13 protein-coding genes are annotated in these 15,743 nt (G+C 54.4%); 4 read left to right on the top strand and 9 right to left on the bottom strand.

The genetic code is table 11. The annotated features are described in order from the left end of the window. The 5 genes from IDH45_RS25975 to IDH45_RS25995 form a co-directional block, all read right to left on the bottom strand. Nucleotides 1-2,157, bottom strand: coding sequence for a FecR domain-containing protein (locus IDH45_RS25975; RefSeq protein ID WP_190931058.1), 2,157 nt, complete (start codon nt 2,155-2,157; stop codon nt 1-3). A gap of 129 nt (nt 2,158-2,286) precedes the next feature. Beyond that, on the bottom strand, nt 2,287-4,137 hold the full coding sequence (locus IDH45_RS25980) for a CHASE2 domain-containing protein (protein ID WP_190931059.1): 1,851 nt from the start codon (nt 4,135-4,137) through the stop codon (nt 2,287-2,289). A 747-nt stretch (nt 4,138-4,884) separates the two neighbouring features. After that, nucleotides 4,885-5,121 (bottom strand): ferredoxin, encoded by a 237-nt coding sequence (locus tag IDH45_RS25985; protein WP_190931060.1) that lies wholly within the window; start codon nt 5,119-5,121, stop codon nt 4,885-4,887. A 112-nt stretch (nt 5,122-5,233) separates the two neighbouring features. Beyond that, nucleotides 5,234-5,761: a molybdopterin-guanine dinucleotide biosynthesis protein B gene (gene mobB / locus IDH45_RS25990; protein WP_190931061.1), complete on the bottom strand. Its 528-nt coding sequence runs from the start codon at nt 5,759-5,761 to the stop codon at nt 5,234-5,236. Beyond that, nucleotides 5,758-7,053, bottom strand: a complete 1,296-nt coding sequence (locus tag IDH45_RS25995; protein WP_190931062.1) for a DNA polymerase IV — start codon at nt 7,051-7,053, stop codon at nt 5,758-5,760. The genes mobB and IDH45_RS25995 overlap by 4 nt, the downstream gene beginning before the upstream one ends. A 294-nt stretch (nt 7,054-7,347) precedes the next feature. On the opposite strand from IDH45_RS25995, the gene cimA reads away from it, so the two are divergent. Next, the gene (gene cimA / locus IDH45_RS26000; RefSeq protein WP_190931063.1) at nt 7,348-8,964 is read left to right on the top strand and encodes a citramalate synthase; all 1,617 of its coding nucleotides are present in this window, start codon (nt 7,348-7,350) and stop codon (nt 8,962-8,964) included. A gap of 124 nt (nt 8,965-9,088) precedes the next feature. Here cimA and IDH45_RS26005 read toward each other — a convergent pair whose 3' ends face one another. Continuing rightward, the gene (locus IDH45_RS26005) at nt 9,089-9,622 is read right to left on the bottom strand and encodes a TlpA disulfide reductase family protein (protein WP_190931064.1); all 534 of its coding nucleotides are present in this window, start codon (nt 9,620-9,622) and stop codon (nt 9,089-9,091) included. Between the two features lie 225 nt (nt 9,623-9,847). Between IDH45_RS26005 and IDH45_RS26010 the strand changes: the two genes are divergently transcribed. Further along, nucleotides 9,848-11,149: an MFS transporter gene (locus tag IDH45_RS26010; RefSeq protein ID WP_190931065.1), complete on the top strand. Its 1,302-nt coding sequence runs from the start codon at nt 9,848-9,850 to the stop codon at nt 11,147-11,149. A gap of 149 nt (nt 11,150-11,298) precedes the next feature. Further along, on the top strand, nt 11,299-11,739 hold the full coding sequence (locus IDH45_RS26015; protein ID WP_190931066.1) for a Mov34/MPN/PAD-1 family protein: 441 nt from the start codon (nt 11,299-11,301) through the stop codon (nt 11,737-11,739). On the opposite strand, the gene IDH45_RS26020 is transcribed toward IDH45_RS26015, so the two are convergent. Genes IDH45_RS26020 through IDH45_RS26030 form a run of 3 tightly spaced genes read right to left on the bottom strand, consistent with a single transcriptional unit; the run spans nt 11,736 to nt 14,975 of the window. Continuing rightward, entirely contained in the window at nt 11,736-12,458 is a 723-nt protein-coding gene (locus IDH45_RS26020; RefSeq protein WP_190931067.1) for an exonuclease domain-containing protein, read from the bottom strand. The genes IDH45_RS26015 and IDH45_RS26020 overlap by 4 nt on opposite strands. After that, nucleotides 12,455-13,552: a DUF294 nucleotidyltransferase-like domain-containing protein gene (locus IDH45_RS26025; RefSeq protein WP_190931068.1), complete on the bottom strand. Its 1,098-nt coding sequence runs from the start codon at nt 13,550-13,552 to the stop codon at nt 12,455-12,457. The genes IDH45_RS26020 and IDH45_RS26025 overlap by 4 nt, the downstream gene beginning before the upstream one ends. Before the next feature lie 31 nt (nt 13,553-13,583). Further along, nucleotides 13,584-14,975 carry an ammonium transporter gene (locus IDH45_RS26030; RefSeq protein ID WP_190931069.1) on the bottom strand — a complete coding sequence of 464 codons (1,392 nt, stop codon included), beginning with the start codon at nt 14,973-14,975 and terminating at the stop codon, nt 13,584-13,586. Nucleotides 14,976-15,308: 333 nt separating this feature from the next. On the opposite strand from IDH45_RS26030, the gene IDH45_RS26035 reads away from it, so the two are divergent. After that, the gene (locus IDH45_RS26035; protein ID WP_190931070.1) at nt 15,309-15,740 is read left to right on the top strand and encodes a MerR family transcriptional regulator; all 432 of its coding nucleotides are present in this window, start codon (nt 15,309-15,311) and stop codon (nt 15,738-15,740) included. Nucleotides 15,741-15,743 lie beyond the last annotated feature (3 nt).

The following is a 15,743-nucleotide window of genomic DNA, read 5'->3' on the forward strand; positions in this document are numbered from 1 at the left end:
TTAATTTCCTCCCGCATAACCCGCAACCTGATACAAGATCGGATTGGCGGTAAAGCTAATGCCCGCAATCGCGTCGCCGCTTGCATTAACCACGGTTACTTTCGTAATCTGAATCGTTCCCTGCTTGGCGATCTGACTGTCATTCATCGCAGAGAACGACAGCGTTACAAGCTTTTTCTCCGAACTGATCGGAGGCAAATTGTCCGTCGTCGAAAATTTCGTCGCTACATACGTCAAAACGGTAGGCTGATTTCCATTCCTTTGCTGCCCTGCCGTACTTACGCTCGTATCCGGGTCGAAAATGTAATCGTCACCGCTGTCCGTGTAGCCATACGTGCTAGCATCCAACTCGCTGCCGTACGTAAGCTCAACCTCGACTGCATAAAACGCATCGTTTGCCGCAAAGTTGTTCATGACGATGTCGAGCTGGAATGAATCCCAGTCATTCAGCTCCATCATCTCTTGAGCCGATTTGTCCGTCCGGAGAGAAACCGTCGGCTGAACCTTGTATTCGATCGACGCCGATACCGGAGCCGACACATTGCCCGCCGCATCCTGCAGCTTCACATATATCGTCTTCGAGCCATATCCGCTCGACAGCTGATGGCTCAGCGCCATGAAATCCCCTTCGGACGACTTCTGGAACGGAATCCACGACGCTCCGGCGAAGTCTAACGCTTCCGACACCATCACCTTCGCCGTATCCGAAGATGCTGCGATGTACAGCGTAACCGCAGGCAGCGTTGTCGTCGGCGCGGATTCGCTGCTGTTATTGATCTTTACCGTGCCGGTCGGCGGGGTCGTGTCCGGCGTGCTGCCCGGATCTCCGCCGCTGTCGCTTCCCCCGCTGCCGCCTGGCGAAGGCGTTCCGGGATTCGGCTGGACAGGCGCTCCGCCTTCTTGTCTGCGGAGCTCCTCCTGATGTTTACGCTGGTCTTCCAGGAAGCGCGTACGCTCCTCCTGCGCCAACTGCCGCTCATACTGCTCGCGGGCCAGCCGCTCGCGCTCCTCCTGCGCTTTCCGGTTCGCTTCCTCCAGACGTTTGCGCTCCGCTTCCAGCCGTTCGACCAACGCCGCATGCTGCTGTTTTTTGATTTCTTCCAGCTGCTTTTCCTGCTGCTTCATTCGTTCCCGCTGCTCCTGCAGCTCCTTCAACCGATCCAGCTTAGCCTTCTGTACGTTCGGATCAAGTCCGACCGACAGATCAAACGGCTTGATATTGCCAAGATCAATCGGGTCGTGTCTGTATTTCTCGTTCGCTTTATCGATCAGGTCATGCACGCTGCTTTCCGACAGCTTCTTCGTATCGATCGCGCCTTTGGCTACGTTAGCGAGCAAATTTTTTAAGTTCTCGCCGAATTTACGCAAGTCGTCCTCGGATGCAAGCGCCAAGCCGGTGCTCGGATCGATTTCCTTGGCGCCGTCCGCAATATCGCGGATGAATTGATCGTTTTCTTCGCGGATTTGCTGAATCGACTTTAATAAAGCGTTGATCACTTCCGGCGTAGCTTCGTTAATAAACGACTGCACATCCAGCGGAGTTACATGATCCGCCCCGACGTCGGGCGTCCCCGGCAATTGGATGATCTGCTGACCGGGGTATACCCGTGCGGGGTCTCCCGTTCCGGTTCCGCTTGTCCCTCTCGTCTCCAACACACCGGACGTCATCAGGGCAAAAAGCTGCCCGTATCTCGCTTCAATATAACCGTTCGAGCCGCGAACACCCATAACGGCGGTCGGTGTTTCCACCTCGAATTCATCGTCGGCGTTCACCAGCTTTTTCACTTTGAACCATAACGAGCCGGCCCACATTTTCAGCTTGGACTTCTTGCCTCCATCGTCGGCTTCGACGAGAGACGATATGTACATCTCCGTGTTCTCGCCGATCGTTACTTCGTCCTCCCCGTCCGCCACGCGCAAGACGATACGGGAGCCTTCCTCCGTCCGGATATGGTCTCCCTGATTCAGGCTCATCTCCTCGACAGCTCTAAAGGGGGACGATCCGCCCGCTTTCGTCACCATGACGGTGCCCTGGACACTGACCACGATCGCCGCACGGCTCTCCTTGGCATTAGCTATACCGGCTAGCGGCCCCGTCAGCAGACTGATCAAAAGCGTCAGGCACAGCATCACAGACAATACGGATCTGCTTTTCATTCTCCCATTTCTCCTCTTCCCTGTTAAAATCTCCTCTTTAGTTTCCTGATCTGCCGCATTCGGCAGCGCAAAACGAAGTTGTACGTTTATTTTATCAGTTCTTTCGCCTAATTGGATACCATTAGGTCCTTACTTCTCCGCGTGCACCTGATAAATGTTTACCGGGAGCTCCTTGCCCTTCACCTTGATTTCGCCCATACTTTCGATCTCGAACAACTCTTTAACCCTCTCGTACAAGGCGTCGCTGATCAGAATTTGTCCGGGCTTGGCGTTCGATTCGAGCCGGGCCGCCAGATTGACGGTGTCCCCGATCGCCGTATAGTCGAGACGCAACTCCTCCGAACCGATATTGCCTACGATCGCCGGGCCGCAGTTAATGCCGATGCCGAACCGGACGGTAAAGCCCAGTTTCTGCATAAGCCGCTTTTCGAGACTGGCTGTCTGCTTCTTCATCTCGAGCGCTGCTCTTACCGCCATCTCCGCATGGTTATCGTACTTGACCGGCGCCCCGAACATCGCCATCACGCCGTCGCCGATAAATTTGTCGAGCGTCCCGTTGTATTTGAATACAGCTTTCGTGCACACGTCCAAATATTCGTTCAAAAATTGGATGACCTGCTCGGGCTCCAGCTTTTCGGACAGCGTCGTGAATCCGCGGATATCTACGAAGATGAGCGATATGTCCATCCGTTCTCCGCCGAGCTTCACCTCATTGCCCGATGCGAGCATCTGGTCGACGACCGCCTTCGGCACGAACCTTCCGAAGATGCCCGTCACACGCCCGCGCTCCCGGCGCTCCGCCAAATAATGGTCGACGATCGACCAGACGTACATCAGAATGATCGCCAGCAGCGGATAAAAGATCGGCAAGTAAATACGAAGCGCTTCATTGGCGACAATGAACGCTCCTATGTACAAGACTGAAAGTCCGATAAACCAGAATAAGGCGGCTCTGCCTCTGAACGTTCCGAACAAAAAGGCGGCGAGCAGCACGACCAGAGCAAGAATAGCGATACCGGCCGGCTTGCCGGCTTCGTTCCAGAACCGGCTATCCAGTATCGACTGGACCATATTGGCATGGATTTCGACCCCGAACATTTTGATCGCCCGGCTCATCGGCGTCATATATTCGTCCTGAAGTGCGGTCGTATAAGGCCCGATCAGGACAATATCGTTTTCGAACATGTTCGCGTCGATTTTGCCGCTGAGCACGTCGCTGAACGAGAACGAATCATAACCCGTACTTAAATCTTTCTCCTGGCGCGGCTCGCTGTAAAACTGCGTGATCACCTGGTTTCTCGAGTTGACGGGAATTGGCGAGCTGCCGCGGTACCATTTGCGCTGCTCCGCATCCCAGCGTACTTTCTCGGTATCGCCAAGCGCGTAATTGGCCAGCTTGACGCTGAACGCCTCGATCATCTCCCCCGACTTCTCCGGCAGCCCTACGATCAGCCTGCGGACGCGGTCGTCATTGTCGGGGAACACGTTAATGTGCGCCAGCTGACTTTTCGGAGCCTGAATGGCCGGCGAGGGAACTTCAATCCGGTCATACTCCAGCAGGCCGCTGGATTGCTGCTTGGCCGGAAAGTTGAAATTAACGGGAAGCACCACGTTGCCGTATTTGCGCATGACCTCCGCCAAAGCCTGGTCCTGCTTCGGGTCCTTGCTCGGCTCCGGGAACGTGACGTCAAGCCCGATCGCTTTTACTTTGCCTAGCTCCAGCTTTTCGATGACGGCTGCGTATACGGAACGGTCCCACGGAAACTGTCCGATCGCATCCAGCGATCTGGAATCAATTTTCAAAATTTTGATTGACGTATCCGGCTCGCGTTGCCATACGTTTTTGGCGCCAAGCGCGTCGCGCAGCGGATTCTCGATATAGTGGAACGTTCCGCCGGTTCCGGTCGTATACGTTAAGACGGCAAATAAAAAAACAACCAATGCCGCGACGACCGTTGTTTTCCAGTTTCTCTTATTCATCGGCTCCTCCCCGAACCTCTCCGTACGATCTGTCGTAATAGGAAAATAGACGCATCGCGCCCCTCCCATATGCCTATTGTATGCCGCGTATCGACTTATAGCAACGACAGATTTACAATTGGTGTGAAAATTAACAATTCCGGTCTGATCCTTGGCCAGTATACGATATCCAGTTTAAATTTTCTTTAAGAACGATGAAAACATATACAAGAATGAGGTGCAAACGATCTGCGTAAATAGGCGATATTACCATCCGGGGGGAAGCAGAGCGTCTCCATCTAAACAGGGACAGCCGACCGGCGAACAGGTAAACAGGCACCGCACACCGTAACTCACTCACGCGAAGGAAACGGATACGTGCCGTGCCGGCACTAAGCCCCTCTGGCCCCTCTATTCTCGGCCTGTTGGGAAAACAGAGACGGATAAAGGCGATATGTACCCCTTATTTCAACCTGCTGGCCACATCTGCACCCTTTTCGCGGATAATAGAACCTTCAAACCACTCTTATTCCGTGCCCAGGCGGGTTTTCGGACAAAATAGAGGGTGCAAACAACCGCTCTTAATCGGTTCCCCTTGCTCATAAGCGGGCACACGTGACCGAGCTTCCATGAGGAACGGCCACATCGAATGACCCGGCGCAAACGGCAGCTTTCCTTCGCCCGGAATGTCTCGGTTCGCTTTATCGCTTAAACGAACTTAAACATTAAAAAAGCCTTCCCTAAACGGGAAGACTTCGTTCGCACAGCTTATTTATTAAACGGAGTATCAGCGATTTTGATCGAATCGGTCGGGCAGCCGTCGGAGGCATCTTGCAGATCGTCGTACAGATCGTCCGGAATTTCCGTAACGCCGCGGTTGTTGTCGTCTTCGAAAATAACTTCCGCAAGCCCTTCATCGTCGTAGTCGTAAATGTCAGGGGCAGTTGCGCCGCATGCGCCGCATGCAATGCATGTATCTTTTTCTACCCATGTGTACTTAGCCATGAATAATTCCTCCTCAAATAGTAACCTCTACTGTCCACTATAATACAAAACTATATAAAGTTCAAACCTTTTGAGGCTTGCCAACCTTTATATAGGCTACGCTTTCACGTCTTTAAATATACGAAAAACGGCGCAAAACAAACGCGGCGACCCCGTCCGGGTCGTCGATGTCCAGGACCGGAATATTCCGCTCTCCCGCCGCCGGATACGTTCCGTCCCCGATCTTCTTAAGGACGAGCGCCACCGTATGGTCGTCGATCAGACTCCCGTCTCGTACCTGCTCCTCCGTCCGCATCAGGACGAGCTTGGGGATCGGCTCTTTCTTAAAGCCCTCCACGACGATCAAGTCGAAGCCGTCCAGTCCTGCGAGCGCATTGCCAAGGCCCGCTCCCCCGCCGGTTTTCTCGTACTTGTACGAGTAGCCGGGGCCGGCAACGATTACCGCTTCGGCGCCAGTCGCCGCATAACGGGCGGAATCGGTCCCTTCCGATTCCCGGTAATGGCCGTGGCCGTCGTGCTTAACGACGGCCACCTTCAGTCCGTGCCGGCTAATTCTATCGACGACCTGAACGGCAAGCGTCGTCTTCCCGCTTCCGGAGTAGCCGGCGAATCCGATTATATGCGGCTTTCTTCCCGTCATTCGTCCAGCCCCCTCTCACGAAGATGGTCCATCTGCAGCGAAGTGCCTCTCCTCTTGTGATTGCGGATCCATGTCGACGGATCGGTGCCGACCATACCGGCGGTAAGGATCGCGTCTTCGCCGTATTTGTCGCGGATGCGGTCCATCGTGGCGTTGAGCTGTTCCTTCTTCGGATGTTGCTCGTACTCGAACAGATCAAGCTGGATCGCCGCCGTATTTTTCGGCTGCAAGCTCTGAAGCGTTACACCGAGCAAGCGGACCGGCTTTCCGTACCCCCAATGCTCCTGGAACAGCTTGACCGACAACCGGTGAATTTCATCCGCATTTTCCGTTGGCACGGAGATGGTATGGGAGCGCGTAATCGTCTTCATATCCGGGTCGCGGATCGTAATCTGGATCGTGCTTGCGAGCAGCTTTTGCCTCCTCAGCCTTCTCGCCACCTGATCCGACAAGTTTAGGAAGACTCGGGAAATATCCGACGCCTCTGTCAAATTTTTGGGCAGCGTCGTCGTATGCCCGATCGATTTGCTTTGCTCCCGCTCCGGATTGACCGGCGAATCGTCGATACCGTTCGCCGCCTGCTTCAGCCACAATCCGTTTACGCCGAAATGCTTCACCAGAAACGATTCGTCCGCTTTCGCCACATCCCCGATCGTGTACAAGTTCAGCTTGCGCAGCCGGTCTCCCATCCGGTGGCCGATTCCGAACAGGTGCGAGCACGGCTTGTCCCACAGCAGCCGCTCGACGTCGCGCTTGCGCAGCACGGTTATGCCGTTCGGCTTCTTCATATCGGAAGCCATCTTCGCCAGCAGCTTGTTCGGGGCGACCCCGATGGAGCACGGCAGACGAAGCTCGTCGCGGATTCGCGTCTGAATAATTCCGGCGATCTGCAGCGGCGTGCCGAACTGCTTGGAGCCCGTAATATCCACATAACATTCGTCTATGGACATCGCTTCCACCATAGGGGAGTAACCGTAGATGACCTGCATGAACTTGCGGGAAAATTGGCGGTACAAATCGAAGTCCGGCTGCAGCACGACCAGGTCCGGGCATACTTTCAAAGCTTGGCGGATGTGCATCCCCGTCTTGACGCCCTTCGCTCTTGCTGCATAGGAGGACGTGACGATAATGCCCTTGCGCAGCTCGATATTGCCGCCGACGGCAAGAGGCTTTCCTTTATATAAGTCCGGCTCCACCGCCTCGTGCACCGAGCAGTAAAACGCGTTCATATCGATATGCAGAATGACTCTGCCGTTTTTGGGATAATGGCCGTCTGTTGCCGTTCGATTCATAACGGACCGGTACCGTTTGCCATTCTCGAAGCCTTATGCTCCGCCGGAGCGTGCAAGTATGGCTCGTTCGCGAATTTCATCGGGCGTTCCCCCTAATCAGCGTTCCATCCCAGCATACCTTTGCCGGCGCTTCGGGTCAAGCGGGGCCCGCTTTTCGCGCATTCGTGACAATATACCAAACAGACAGGACTAATACCGGACAACTTTGCAAAACTACTTCAATATTTCGGTCAAAATGTTATAATGGAGGGAATGCAGCGCGGCTTATGCTTCAGAATGCGGAGGAGGAAGTTCATGGCAACCCCAGTAATTATTTTTGACACGACTTTACGGGATGGAACGCAAGGGGAAGGAATCAGCCTTTCCGTCGAGGACAAATTGAAAATCGCCCAAAAGCTCGACCGTCTGGGCGTTCATTATATTGAAGGCGGATGGCCGGGCAGCAACGGCAAAGACATCGAATTTTTTCACCGCTCCAAAGAGCTGAACCTGACCCACGCCAAAGTGACGGCATTCGGCAGCACCCGCCGGAAAGACTCGAAGGCGGAAACCGATCCGAATCTGAACCGTCTCGTCGAATCCGGTGTCAGCGTGGCGACGATCTTCGGCAAATCGTGGGATTTCCATGTCCATACAGCGATTCAGACGTCGCTTGAAGAAAATTTGAACATGATTTACGACTCGGTCCGCTATTTGAAGAGTCAAGGACTTGAAGTGATTTATGACGCGGAGCATTTCTTCGACGGATTCAAGAACAATCCGGAATACGCGCTGGCCACGATTCAGAAAGCGGAAGCGGCAGGCGCCGACTGGGTCGTCCTGTGCGATACGAATGGCGGCTCCCTGCCCGGCGAAGTGTCGGATATCGTCAAGACGGTATGCAGCAAGCTGAAAACGCCGGTCGGCATTCACGCTCATAACGATTGCGAACTGGCGGTCGCCAACAGTCTGGCCGCCGTTCAGGCCGGCGCGCGGCAAGTACAAGGGACGATCAACGGCTTCGGCGAGCGCTGCGGCAATGCCAATCTATGCTCCGTCATTCCGAACCTGCAGCTCAAGCTCGACTACAACTGCGTATCCGAACAGCAGCTTCAGAGCCTGACCTCGGTCGCCAGATACGTCAGCGAGATCGCAAATGTCAACATGGCGGTCAATCAGCCGTTCGTCGGCTCAGCCGCTTTTGCCCATAAGGGAGGCATTCACGTCTCGGCGATTATGCGACACGCCAAAACGTACGAGCATATTGTGCCCGAGCTGGTCGGCAACAAGCAGCGCGTGCTCGTATCTGAGCTCGCCGGACAGAGCAATCTGCTGGTCAAGGCGCAAGAGCTCAATCTCGATATGAGCAACGAGACGAATCAAACGAAGCAAATTATCGAGAAAATCAAGGAGCTGGAGCATCAAGGCTACCAGTTCGAAGGAGCGGACGCTTCGCTGGAGCTGTTGCTGCGCCGAGCGTTCGGCGATATCGAAGATATTTTCACGATGGAGTCGTTCAAGCTGATCGTCGCCAAATCGCCGGGAGACTCGGTCGTATCGGAAGCGATCGTGAAGATGAAAGTTCACGGGGAGACGGTATATACGGCGGCCGAAGGCAACGGACCGGTAAACGCGCTGGATAACGCCCTTCGCAAAGCGCTCGTCCAATTTTATCCGGATATTCGCGACATGCATCTGTCCGACTACAAAGTCCGCGTCATTAATGAAAAAGACGCTACTGCGGCGAAGGTTCGCGTATTGATCGAATCGACCGACATCAACAATACATGGAGTACGGTAGGCGTATCCGAGAACATTATCGAAGCAAGCTGGGAAGCGCTGCTGGACAGTATCCGCTATGCGCTGATCGGCAAAACCCGGATTGAACCGCAGGCGGACCGGCAAGCACAGCTGGGACTTGTCAATCACTGACGCCTCCGGAAACGGGAAACGGAACTGGCATAAGCAGGAACAATCAGACGATACGCGCGTTATCTTTATAGAAATGCGAAAAAGCTGCCCTTAACGGGGCAGCTTTTTCGCATAGGATAGCGATTCAGGAATCGATCATTTTTTTGATCCGCTTCTCCAGTTCATCCGGATGCAAAATGCTGAATCCGTCGCGGATCACGCCGTTTTTGTCGACCAGATACGTCATCGGAATTCCGCTAATCCGGTACAACTCCCCTACCTTGCCGTCCGAATCGAGCAGCACCGGGAAGGTGAATTCGAAATGTTTGACGAACGACTTGATGTTGTCCATCCGGTCGCTGGCTGTCATATTAACCGCATAGAAATCGATCTGGTCTTTGTATTTGTTGTACAAATGGGCCAAATCCGGCGCTTCGAGCTCGCAAGGTCCGCACCAGGACGCCCAGAAATTCATAAGCAGCGGCTTCTCCCGCGCTCCCCCGACCTCATACACGCTGCCGTCCAGCGCGGTCAGCTTGAAGCCCGGAGCCATATAATTCGGCTTGGGGGCCGCTTCCTTCGAAACCGACGCTTGACGGTCACCGAAACTGACATTTTGATAAACGGCAAAACCGACAAGAACTAGAACGACTGCAAGGATCCATATGTTACGTTTCATCTTATCCCAAGTTCCCTTCCCGCCGAAATTACGATCCGGTCTTTATCGCAATTCGTGCTGTATGGTGTGAATCGATCTGTCGTCTTATTCTTTATATTATAGTCTTTTCGGGACGATTTCCATTCCTTCCGCAAACAAAGCGTTACATTTTGGCAAACAGCCGTAGAATGACCTTGACCGAGGACGGTTATAGTAATAGTATGACAGCGGCGCGAGGGGAGCTTTATGGAGAAAACGAAATCCGGAAAACTACACATCACGTTCGAAAGCGACATCGATTTCGATCCGGGCGAGTCCGCCGGCCAAGCCAAGCCGAAGAAGGATGAGCCGGGCGGCAAAGGCCATGCGCTCGTCTTTATGGCGATTGCCACTATACCGCTCGTGCTCGTGCTCGGCAACTCGATGCTCGTCCCGATTTTGCCCGATATGCAAGAGAAGCTGGGCATTACCAAGTTTCAGAGCAGCTTGGTCATCACGCTCTTCTCCCTGTCGGCAGGCTTGTTCATTCCGGTGATCGGGTACTTGTCCGACCGATTCGGCCGCAAAGCGATCATTATCCCTTCCTTGATCGTATACGGAGGGGCCGGCATCTTGGCCGGATTCGGAGCGGTGTGGAATTCGTATACGATCATCATTATTTCCAGAGCGATTCAAGGCATGGCGGCTGCGGGCACCGCCCCGATCGCGATGGCGCTGGTGGGCGACTTGTTCGAGGGAGGCACCGAAAGCAAGGCGCTGGGCCTGACCGAGGCGTCCAACGGAGCCGGCAAAGTGCTGAGCCCGATTATCGGCTCGCTGCTGGCTCTAATTATTTGGTATGCCGCTTTTTTCGCATTTCCCGTCTTTTGTGCGCTTTCACTCGTCGCGGTGATCTGGCTGATCAAGGAACCGAAGCGCGACAAAAAGCCGCAAAAGCTGAAAGACTACATCCGCAACATCGGGCAAATTATGAAAGAGAAGGGGCGCTGGCTGATCACATCGTTTTTCGCGGGATCGCTCGGCTTGTTTATTTTGTTCGGCGTGCTGTTTTATTTGTCCAATGTGCTGGAGGAAGATCCGTACAAGGTCGACGGGGTCAAAAAAGGGTTGGTGCTCGCCATCCCTCTGCTCGGTCTGGTCACCACCTCGTACATTACCGGCAGCGTCATTAAGAAAAACGGCATCCTGATGCGCTGGCTGATGAACATCGGCCTGATCGCCATGACCGTCTCCCTGGCCTGCACGATTTTCTTCTTCAACAACCTGTATATCTTTATCGGACTTCTGACGATCAGCAGCATCGGAACCGGCCTGCTCCTCCCCTGCCTGAACACGATGATTACCGGTGCCGTATCCAAGGAGCAGCGGGGCATGATCACGTCGCTGTACAACTGCCTCCGCTTTCTAGGAGTCGCGGCGGGGCCGCCATTATTCGGCTGGATGATGGATATGTCCGACCGGATCGTATTTATCTCCGTCTCGTCCCTCGCGCTGATTACGCTCGGACTCGTCTTTTTCCTGATCAAGCCGGACCGCCAAGTAAATTGAAGCTGAATACGTTCGCCTATACGCATACGAACAGCCCGCATCCGACGGGCTGTTCGTTTTTGTTTTGATACCCTCTCGTTCGAAGCCGCAGTGCACAAGCCGCATCCACCCTATATAATAGAAAGAAGACAGGGGAGGGTGTGCGGAACATGCTGCTTATTCAACGTTTAGTTCTGGAACAGGTGGTTGAACATTGCGTCCGATCAGTGCCGCACGAAGCTTGCGGAGCGCTGCTTGGTTACGGGGCGGAAGACGGCGGCGGACAACCTCCCGTCATTATTTCAGCCGTTGCGATCACGAACCGTGCGGAACGACCAGAACATACATTCCGATTCGACGAACGGGAATGGCTGGCCCTTTTGAACGAAACCGAGCGCTCCGGGTTGCGACTGGCGGGCATCTACCATTCCCACCCGGACTCGCCTCCGTTTCCGTCTGTGAAAGACCGCAGCAGCGTCTGGAGCGGTTTGCCCAGCTACTGGATCATCTCCTTGGCGGGCGATGCGCCGAAGATTGAAGTTTATCGGCTTTCCCCGGAAAAGGATCGGCATTCCGGCACTTTAACCGCTGTTCCTTACTCGATTCTCTAGCGGCTCAAATAATCGTACAAGTCCCCGAGCGTCGATACGTCTCTGCGTATCGTTTCATTTAATAGGCATTTCCACAACTGCGCGGTCATCCCCGCATCGCCGAGGGCGTGATGGCGCCCGTTCACTTCTATGCCGTAATCGGACAATAACGAGTCGAGATCGTAGCTGCCCCGTTTCGGCTCAAGCCTTTGAGCGAGTATCATACAGTCGATAAACCGGTGGGATAAATTTACCTTCGACGTTTTCCACAACGCGGAATTCAAAAAGTGTTTATCGTGTCCGCTGCCGTGCACCACAAGCACCCGGTGATTGACAAATTCAAGAAACTCCTTAAGGACGGTGATCAACTCCGGCGCTTCAACTGCTTCCTCGTTCCGGATTCCGGTCAGCCGGACGACGTCTTCGGGAATTTTTTTGCCGGGACGAACGAGGCTGTAGTACGATTCCTGGCCAATGACGAAGTCGCCGGACATGCCGACCGCCCCGACCGAGATGATCTCATCGCCACTGTATGGAGAGAAACCGGTTGTCTCCAGATCAAACACGACCGTGTCGAGCTTCTGCAGCGGGATGTCATACATGCTGTTTTTGCGCTGTTCCTTCATAACGGACCGGATAAAGGCCATCTGCTGGGCGTTGCGGGCGTCGAACATCGAAGCGACAGCCGGCGTAATGCCTCCCATGCGGTACAAATGCCAAAGCTTGGACATCCCCTTCATGCCGGACCGCCCCGTTTCTTCGCCATTCGTTCCGTCATCCGCTCGACCGTTTTGCGGACGGTCTGCTGCAGCTCGATCCCCGTTCGCAAGCAGCTTTTCAGACGTTTTTTGTTTTCTTTGGTCATTTGCTCCGGATCAATCATCCCCCGGGTCGTATAGAACCCGTCCTCCTTCTCGTGCCCCGCGACCGCCCGAAGCTCCAGAGCGGTTAAAAACGCCGTGCGCCACCGGTCGATTTCGGCCTGGGGATAAAAGCGGCCCTCGTTCAGCTTGTCAAGCCTCTCGAACGTCGAAGGCACGAAGATGCCGTGCGCCAGCGCCAACAGACGAATTCCGTTCACAAGCGGAATGTAGGCGCCGTATTTCACATCAAACGCCCCCGCGTCTTCCCCGTACCGCTCGGTAATGATGTTGCCGAAGACGCCGATCGTGATTTTATGATGCAGCGTATTTTGCAGCATATGTCCGAGCGTATCCGGCTTCTCGGCAAGCGCCGCCGCGAACCCACGGCGAATCCGTTCCACCAGTCCCGCGTCGCCGTACAAACTTCGAAGATCGGCCGTCATTAACAGGTAGCGGATATTTTCCCAGTGCGGATCGCTCGCCCATCCCCGGATCGTATCGATCCAGCCGGAAGCCGGCTTGTTCCACAGCGGATTCGTGCACAGCACGTTGCCCGGACAGGGCGGATACCCGGCAGACTGAAGCCAGTTGAATACCCTTTCGGACAAAAAGCGGAAATACGCCGCCGCACCCTCTCTACTCTCTCCGGGAGGATCGATATAGACGATTCCGTTATCCTGGTCGCTCCACAGTGTCTGCTCCATCCGTCCGGCGCTGCCAACCGCTACGAACGCATACGGCACCGGAGGAACGCCAAACCCTTCCAGACGGAGCGTCTGCTCCGCGAGCGCGATCGTACCGGCGATTAACCGGTCATGTGCGGCGTTGACGCTGTCGTTCCACACGACGGGATCTTCAAATAAGGAGGGCCGGAGTTCGAAGTGCATCCGGTCCCTCAAGCCGCGCAGCTGTTCGGTGCTGACGGCGTTGTATATCGACACGTCGAATCGTTCCATCCATGTATGCTCCATATCGACCCCTTCCCGGGAATCGTAGCTGGCGTTACAGGGCTACCGTTTCGTTGCCGGACTTCTTCAGCTGTTCCGGATACCCGTAACTGCCGTGCTCGCTAATATCGAGACCCATAATTTCTTCTTCCTCGGTTACGCGCAGACCCATCGTTTTCTTCATGACCCACAAGATCGCGTAGGCCAAGACGAAGACAAAGACGAACGATACCGCAACGCCCATCGCCTGAACGCCGAGCTGATGGAAACCACCGCCGTAAAACAGTCCTTCCTTGCCGACGCCGGTCATCTCGACCAATCGCGGAGCCGCGAAAAATCCGGTGGACAGCGATCCCCATACGCCCGCAATCCCGTGAACGGAGAAGGCGAATACCGGATCGTCCACTCCCGCTTTCTCAAACCATTGTGCGGTAAAAAACGTAAGCGTGCCGGCTACCAGACCGATTACAAACGCCGCCCAAGGCTCGACAAATGCACAGGAAGCCGTGATCGCCACAAGCGCGGCAAGTACGCCGTTGAGCATGCTCGGAATATCCGCCTTGCCGAAGTAAAGCCAGGAGACGAGCAGAGCCGCGACGCCGCCGGCCGCAGCCGCCAGGTTCGTGTTCATCGCGATGAAGCCGAAGAAGCCGTCGTTAAAAGCGGACAAAGTGCTGCCGGGGTTAAAGCCGAACCAGCCGATCCACAAAATGATGACCCCTAATACGGAAAGCACTTGGTTGTGACCGGGAATGAGATTGGGTTTGCCGTCTTTATTATATTTGCCGAGACGGGGTTTTAGGAGAAGCGTAGCGGCCAGGGCGGCCGTCGCTCCCTGAAGGTGAACGACCGTGGAGCCTGCGAAATCCTGCTTGCCGTGATCGGCCAGCCAGCCGCCGCCCCAGATCCAGTGCGCCACGAACGGGTAGATTACTACAGTGAACAATAAGCCGAAGATGAAGTATACGGAAAGCTTGGCGCGTTCCGCGAAACCGCCCCATGCGATCGAGAGCGCAACGCCGACGAACGCCGTCTGGAACAAAAACTTGATGCTGCCCGGCACGTCCGAGCCGGCCAAGGATGGATAGGCCGCCGCCGCTTGCTCGGCGGTACCGTCATAGAAAAAACCTCCGAAGCCGATCAGCTTGTTCCAAGCGCCGCCGTCGCCGAATGTAAGCCCGAAGCCAAACGCCCAGAAGGCAAGCGCACATATGCCGAACGTCAAAATCGTTTTGCCGGCGACGTGCCCGGCGTTTTTCATTCGTGTGGACCCGGCTTCCAGCAACGCGAAGCCTGCTTGCATGAAAATGACGAGGATGGCGGCGATCATCACCCAGACTGAATCGATCGCAATTTGCAGCATAGCATTGGTCGGTTCGTCGGCCGCGAACGCAGTAACCGGAAACGCCAAAAGCAGGGTCATGCAGAGGAACAGAACCTTTCTCATTGCGAAAACCACCTTTAATGTTAGTTTTTATAACACATTACGAACGCTTTAGTGTCATTATACGCAGATGATAGAAAGTTGACAACATTTTTTTTGATTTTCAACTGAATTCCCAGACGTTGATGTCAGGTATACCTACAATTGTTCGTCTTTCAAGCATTCATGTCAGCTATTCTTTCCGGAGCCGTGCCCGATCAGGCCATAAAAAGTTCACAGTTCATTCAAAGCATGACGTTTGACTGTACGGTTTCATTTGGTTTATGATGAGGCTAGAAGCGCGGTGAGTGACGCCGCCTAAATAGGTCCATAATAAGGGGTGAACGAATTGGGGATATGAAACTATACAAAATAGGCGAACTGGCCCGGATGTCGGAAGTAAGCTCGAGAACGATCGATTATTATACGAAACTTGGACTGATCTCTCCCGAAAAAAGAACGGATACGAATTACCGATTGTATACAGACGAAACCTTGACCCGCCTGAAACGTATAGAAACGATGAAGAAGGAAAAGTACACCCTGGAGGAAATTAAAGCAAGCTTGACCCAGTGGAGCAAAGTCAGCCAAGACGAGGTAGTGACAGAAAAGCTGACATCCTTGCAATTGCAGCTGCGCCAGCTGGAACGTGAAGTGAAAGAGCTTAGCCCGCTCCTCGAGGATATGAAACCGAAGCAAGCCAAATATGCATTCAAGACGCTGGCAACGCAAAGCGCGGCCTGCATCGAAGCACTTCTCCTTCTGATCGGCAAAGGACCATTAATGTAAGTA

The organism is Paenibacillus oceani (assembly GCF_014705615.1).
Classification (GTDB): Bacteria; Bacillota; Bacilli; order Paenibacillales; family NBRC-103111; genus Paenibacillus_AB; species Paenibacillus_AB oceani.

What these genes read in the sequence shown, in the direction of transcription:
- IDH45_RS25975 (WP_190931058.1), bottom strand. Translation starts at nt 2,157, where the DNA reads ATGAAAAGCAGATCCGTATTGTCTGTGATGCTGTGCCTGACGCTTTTG.
- IDH45_RS25980 (WP_190931059.1), bottom strand. Translation starts at nt 4,137, where the DNA reads ATGAATAAGAGAAACTGGAAAACAACGGTCGTCGCGGCATTGGTTGTT.
- IDH45_RS25985 (WP_190931060.1), bottom strand. Translation starts at nt 5,121, where the DNA reads ATGGCTAAGTACACATGGGTAGAAAAAGATACATGCATTGCATGCGGC.
- mobB (WP_190931061.1), bottom strand. Translation starts at nt 5,761, where the DNA reads ATGACGGGAAGAAAGCCGCATATAATCGGATTCGCCGGCTACTCCGGA.
- IDH45_RS25995 (WP_190931062.1), bottom strand. Translation starts at nt 7,053, where the DNA reads ATGAATCGAACGGCAACAGACGGCCATTATCCCAAAAACGGCAGAGTC.
- cimA (WP_190931063.1), top strand. Translation starts at nt 7,348, where the DNA reads ATGGCAACCCCAGTAATTATTTTTGACACGACTTTACGGGATGGAACG.
- IDH45_RS26005 (WP_190931064.1), bottom strand. Translation starts at nt 9,622, where the DNA reads ATGAAACGTAACATATGGATCCTTGCAGTCGTTCTAGTTCTTGTCGGT.
- IDH45_RS26010 (WP_190931065.1), top strand. Translation starts at nt 9,848, where the DNA reads ATGGAGAAAACGAAATCCGGAAAACTACACATCACGTTCGAAAGCGAC.
- IDH45_RS26015 (WP_190931066.1), top strand. Translation starts at nt 11,299, where the DNA reads ATGCTGCTTATTCAACGTTTAGTTCTGGAACAGGTGGTTGAACATTGC.
- IDH45_RS26020 (WP_190931067.1), bottom strand. Translation starts at nt 12,458, where the DNA reads ATGAAGGGGATGTCCAAGCTTTGGCATTTGTACCGCATGGGAGGCATT.
- IDH45_RS26025 (WP_190931068.1), bottom strand. Translation starts at nt 13,552, where the DNA reads ATGGAGCATACATGGATGGAACGATTCGACGTGTCGATATACAACGCC.
- IDH45_RS26030 (WP_190931069.1), bottom strand. Translation starts at nt 14,975, where the DNA reads ATGAGAAAGGTTCTGTTCCTCTGCATGACCCTGCTTTTGGCGTTTCCG.
- IDH45_RS26035 (WP_190931070.1), top strand. Translation starts at nt 15,309, where the DNA reads ATGAAACTATACAAAATAGGCGAACTGGCCCGGATGTCGGAAGTAAGC.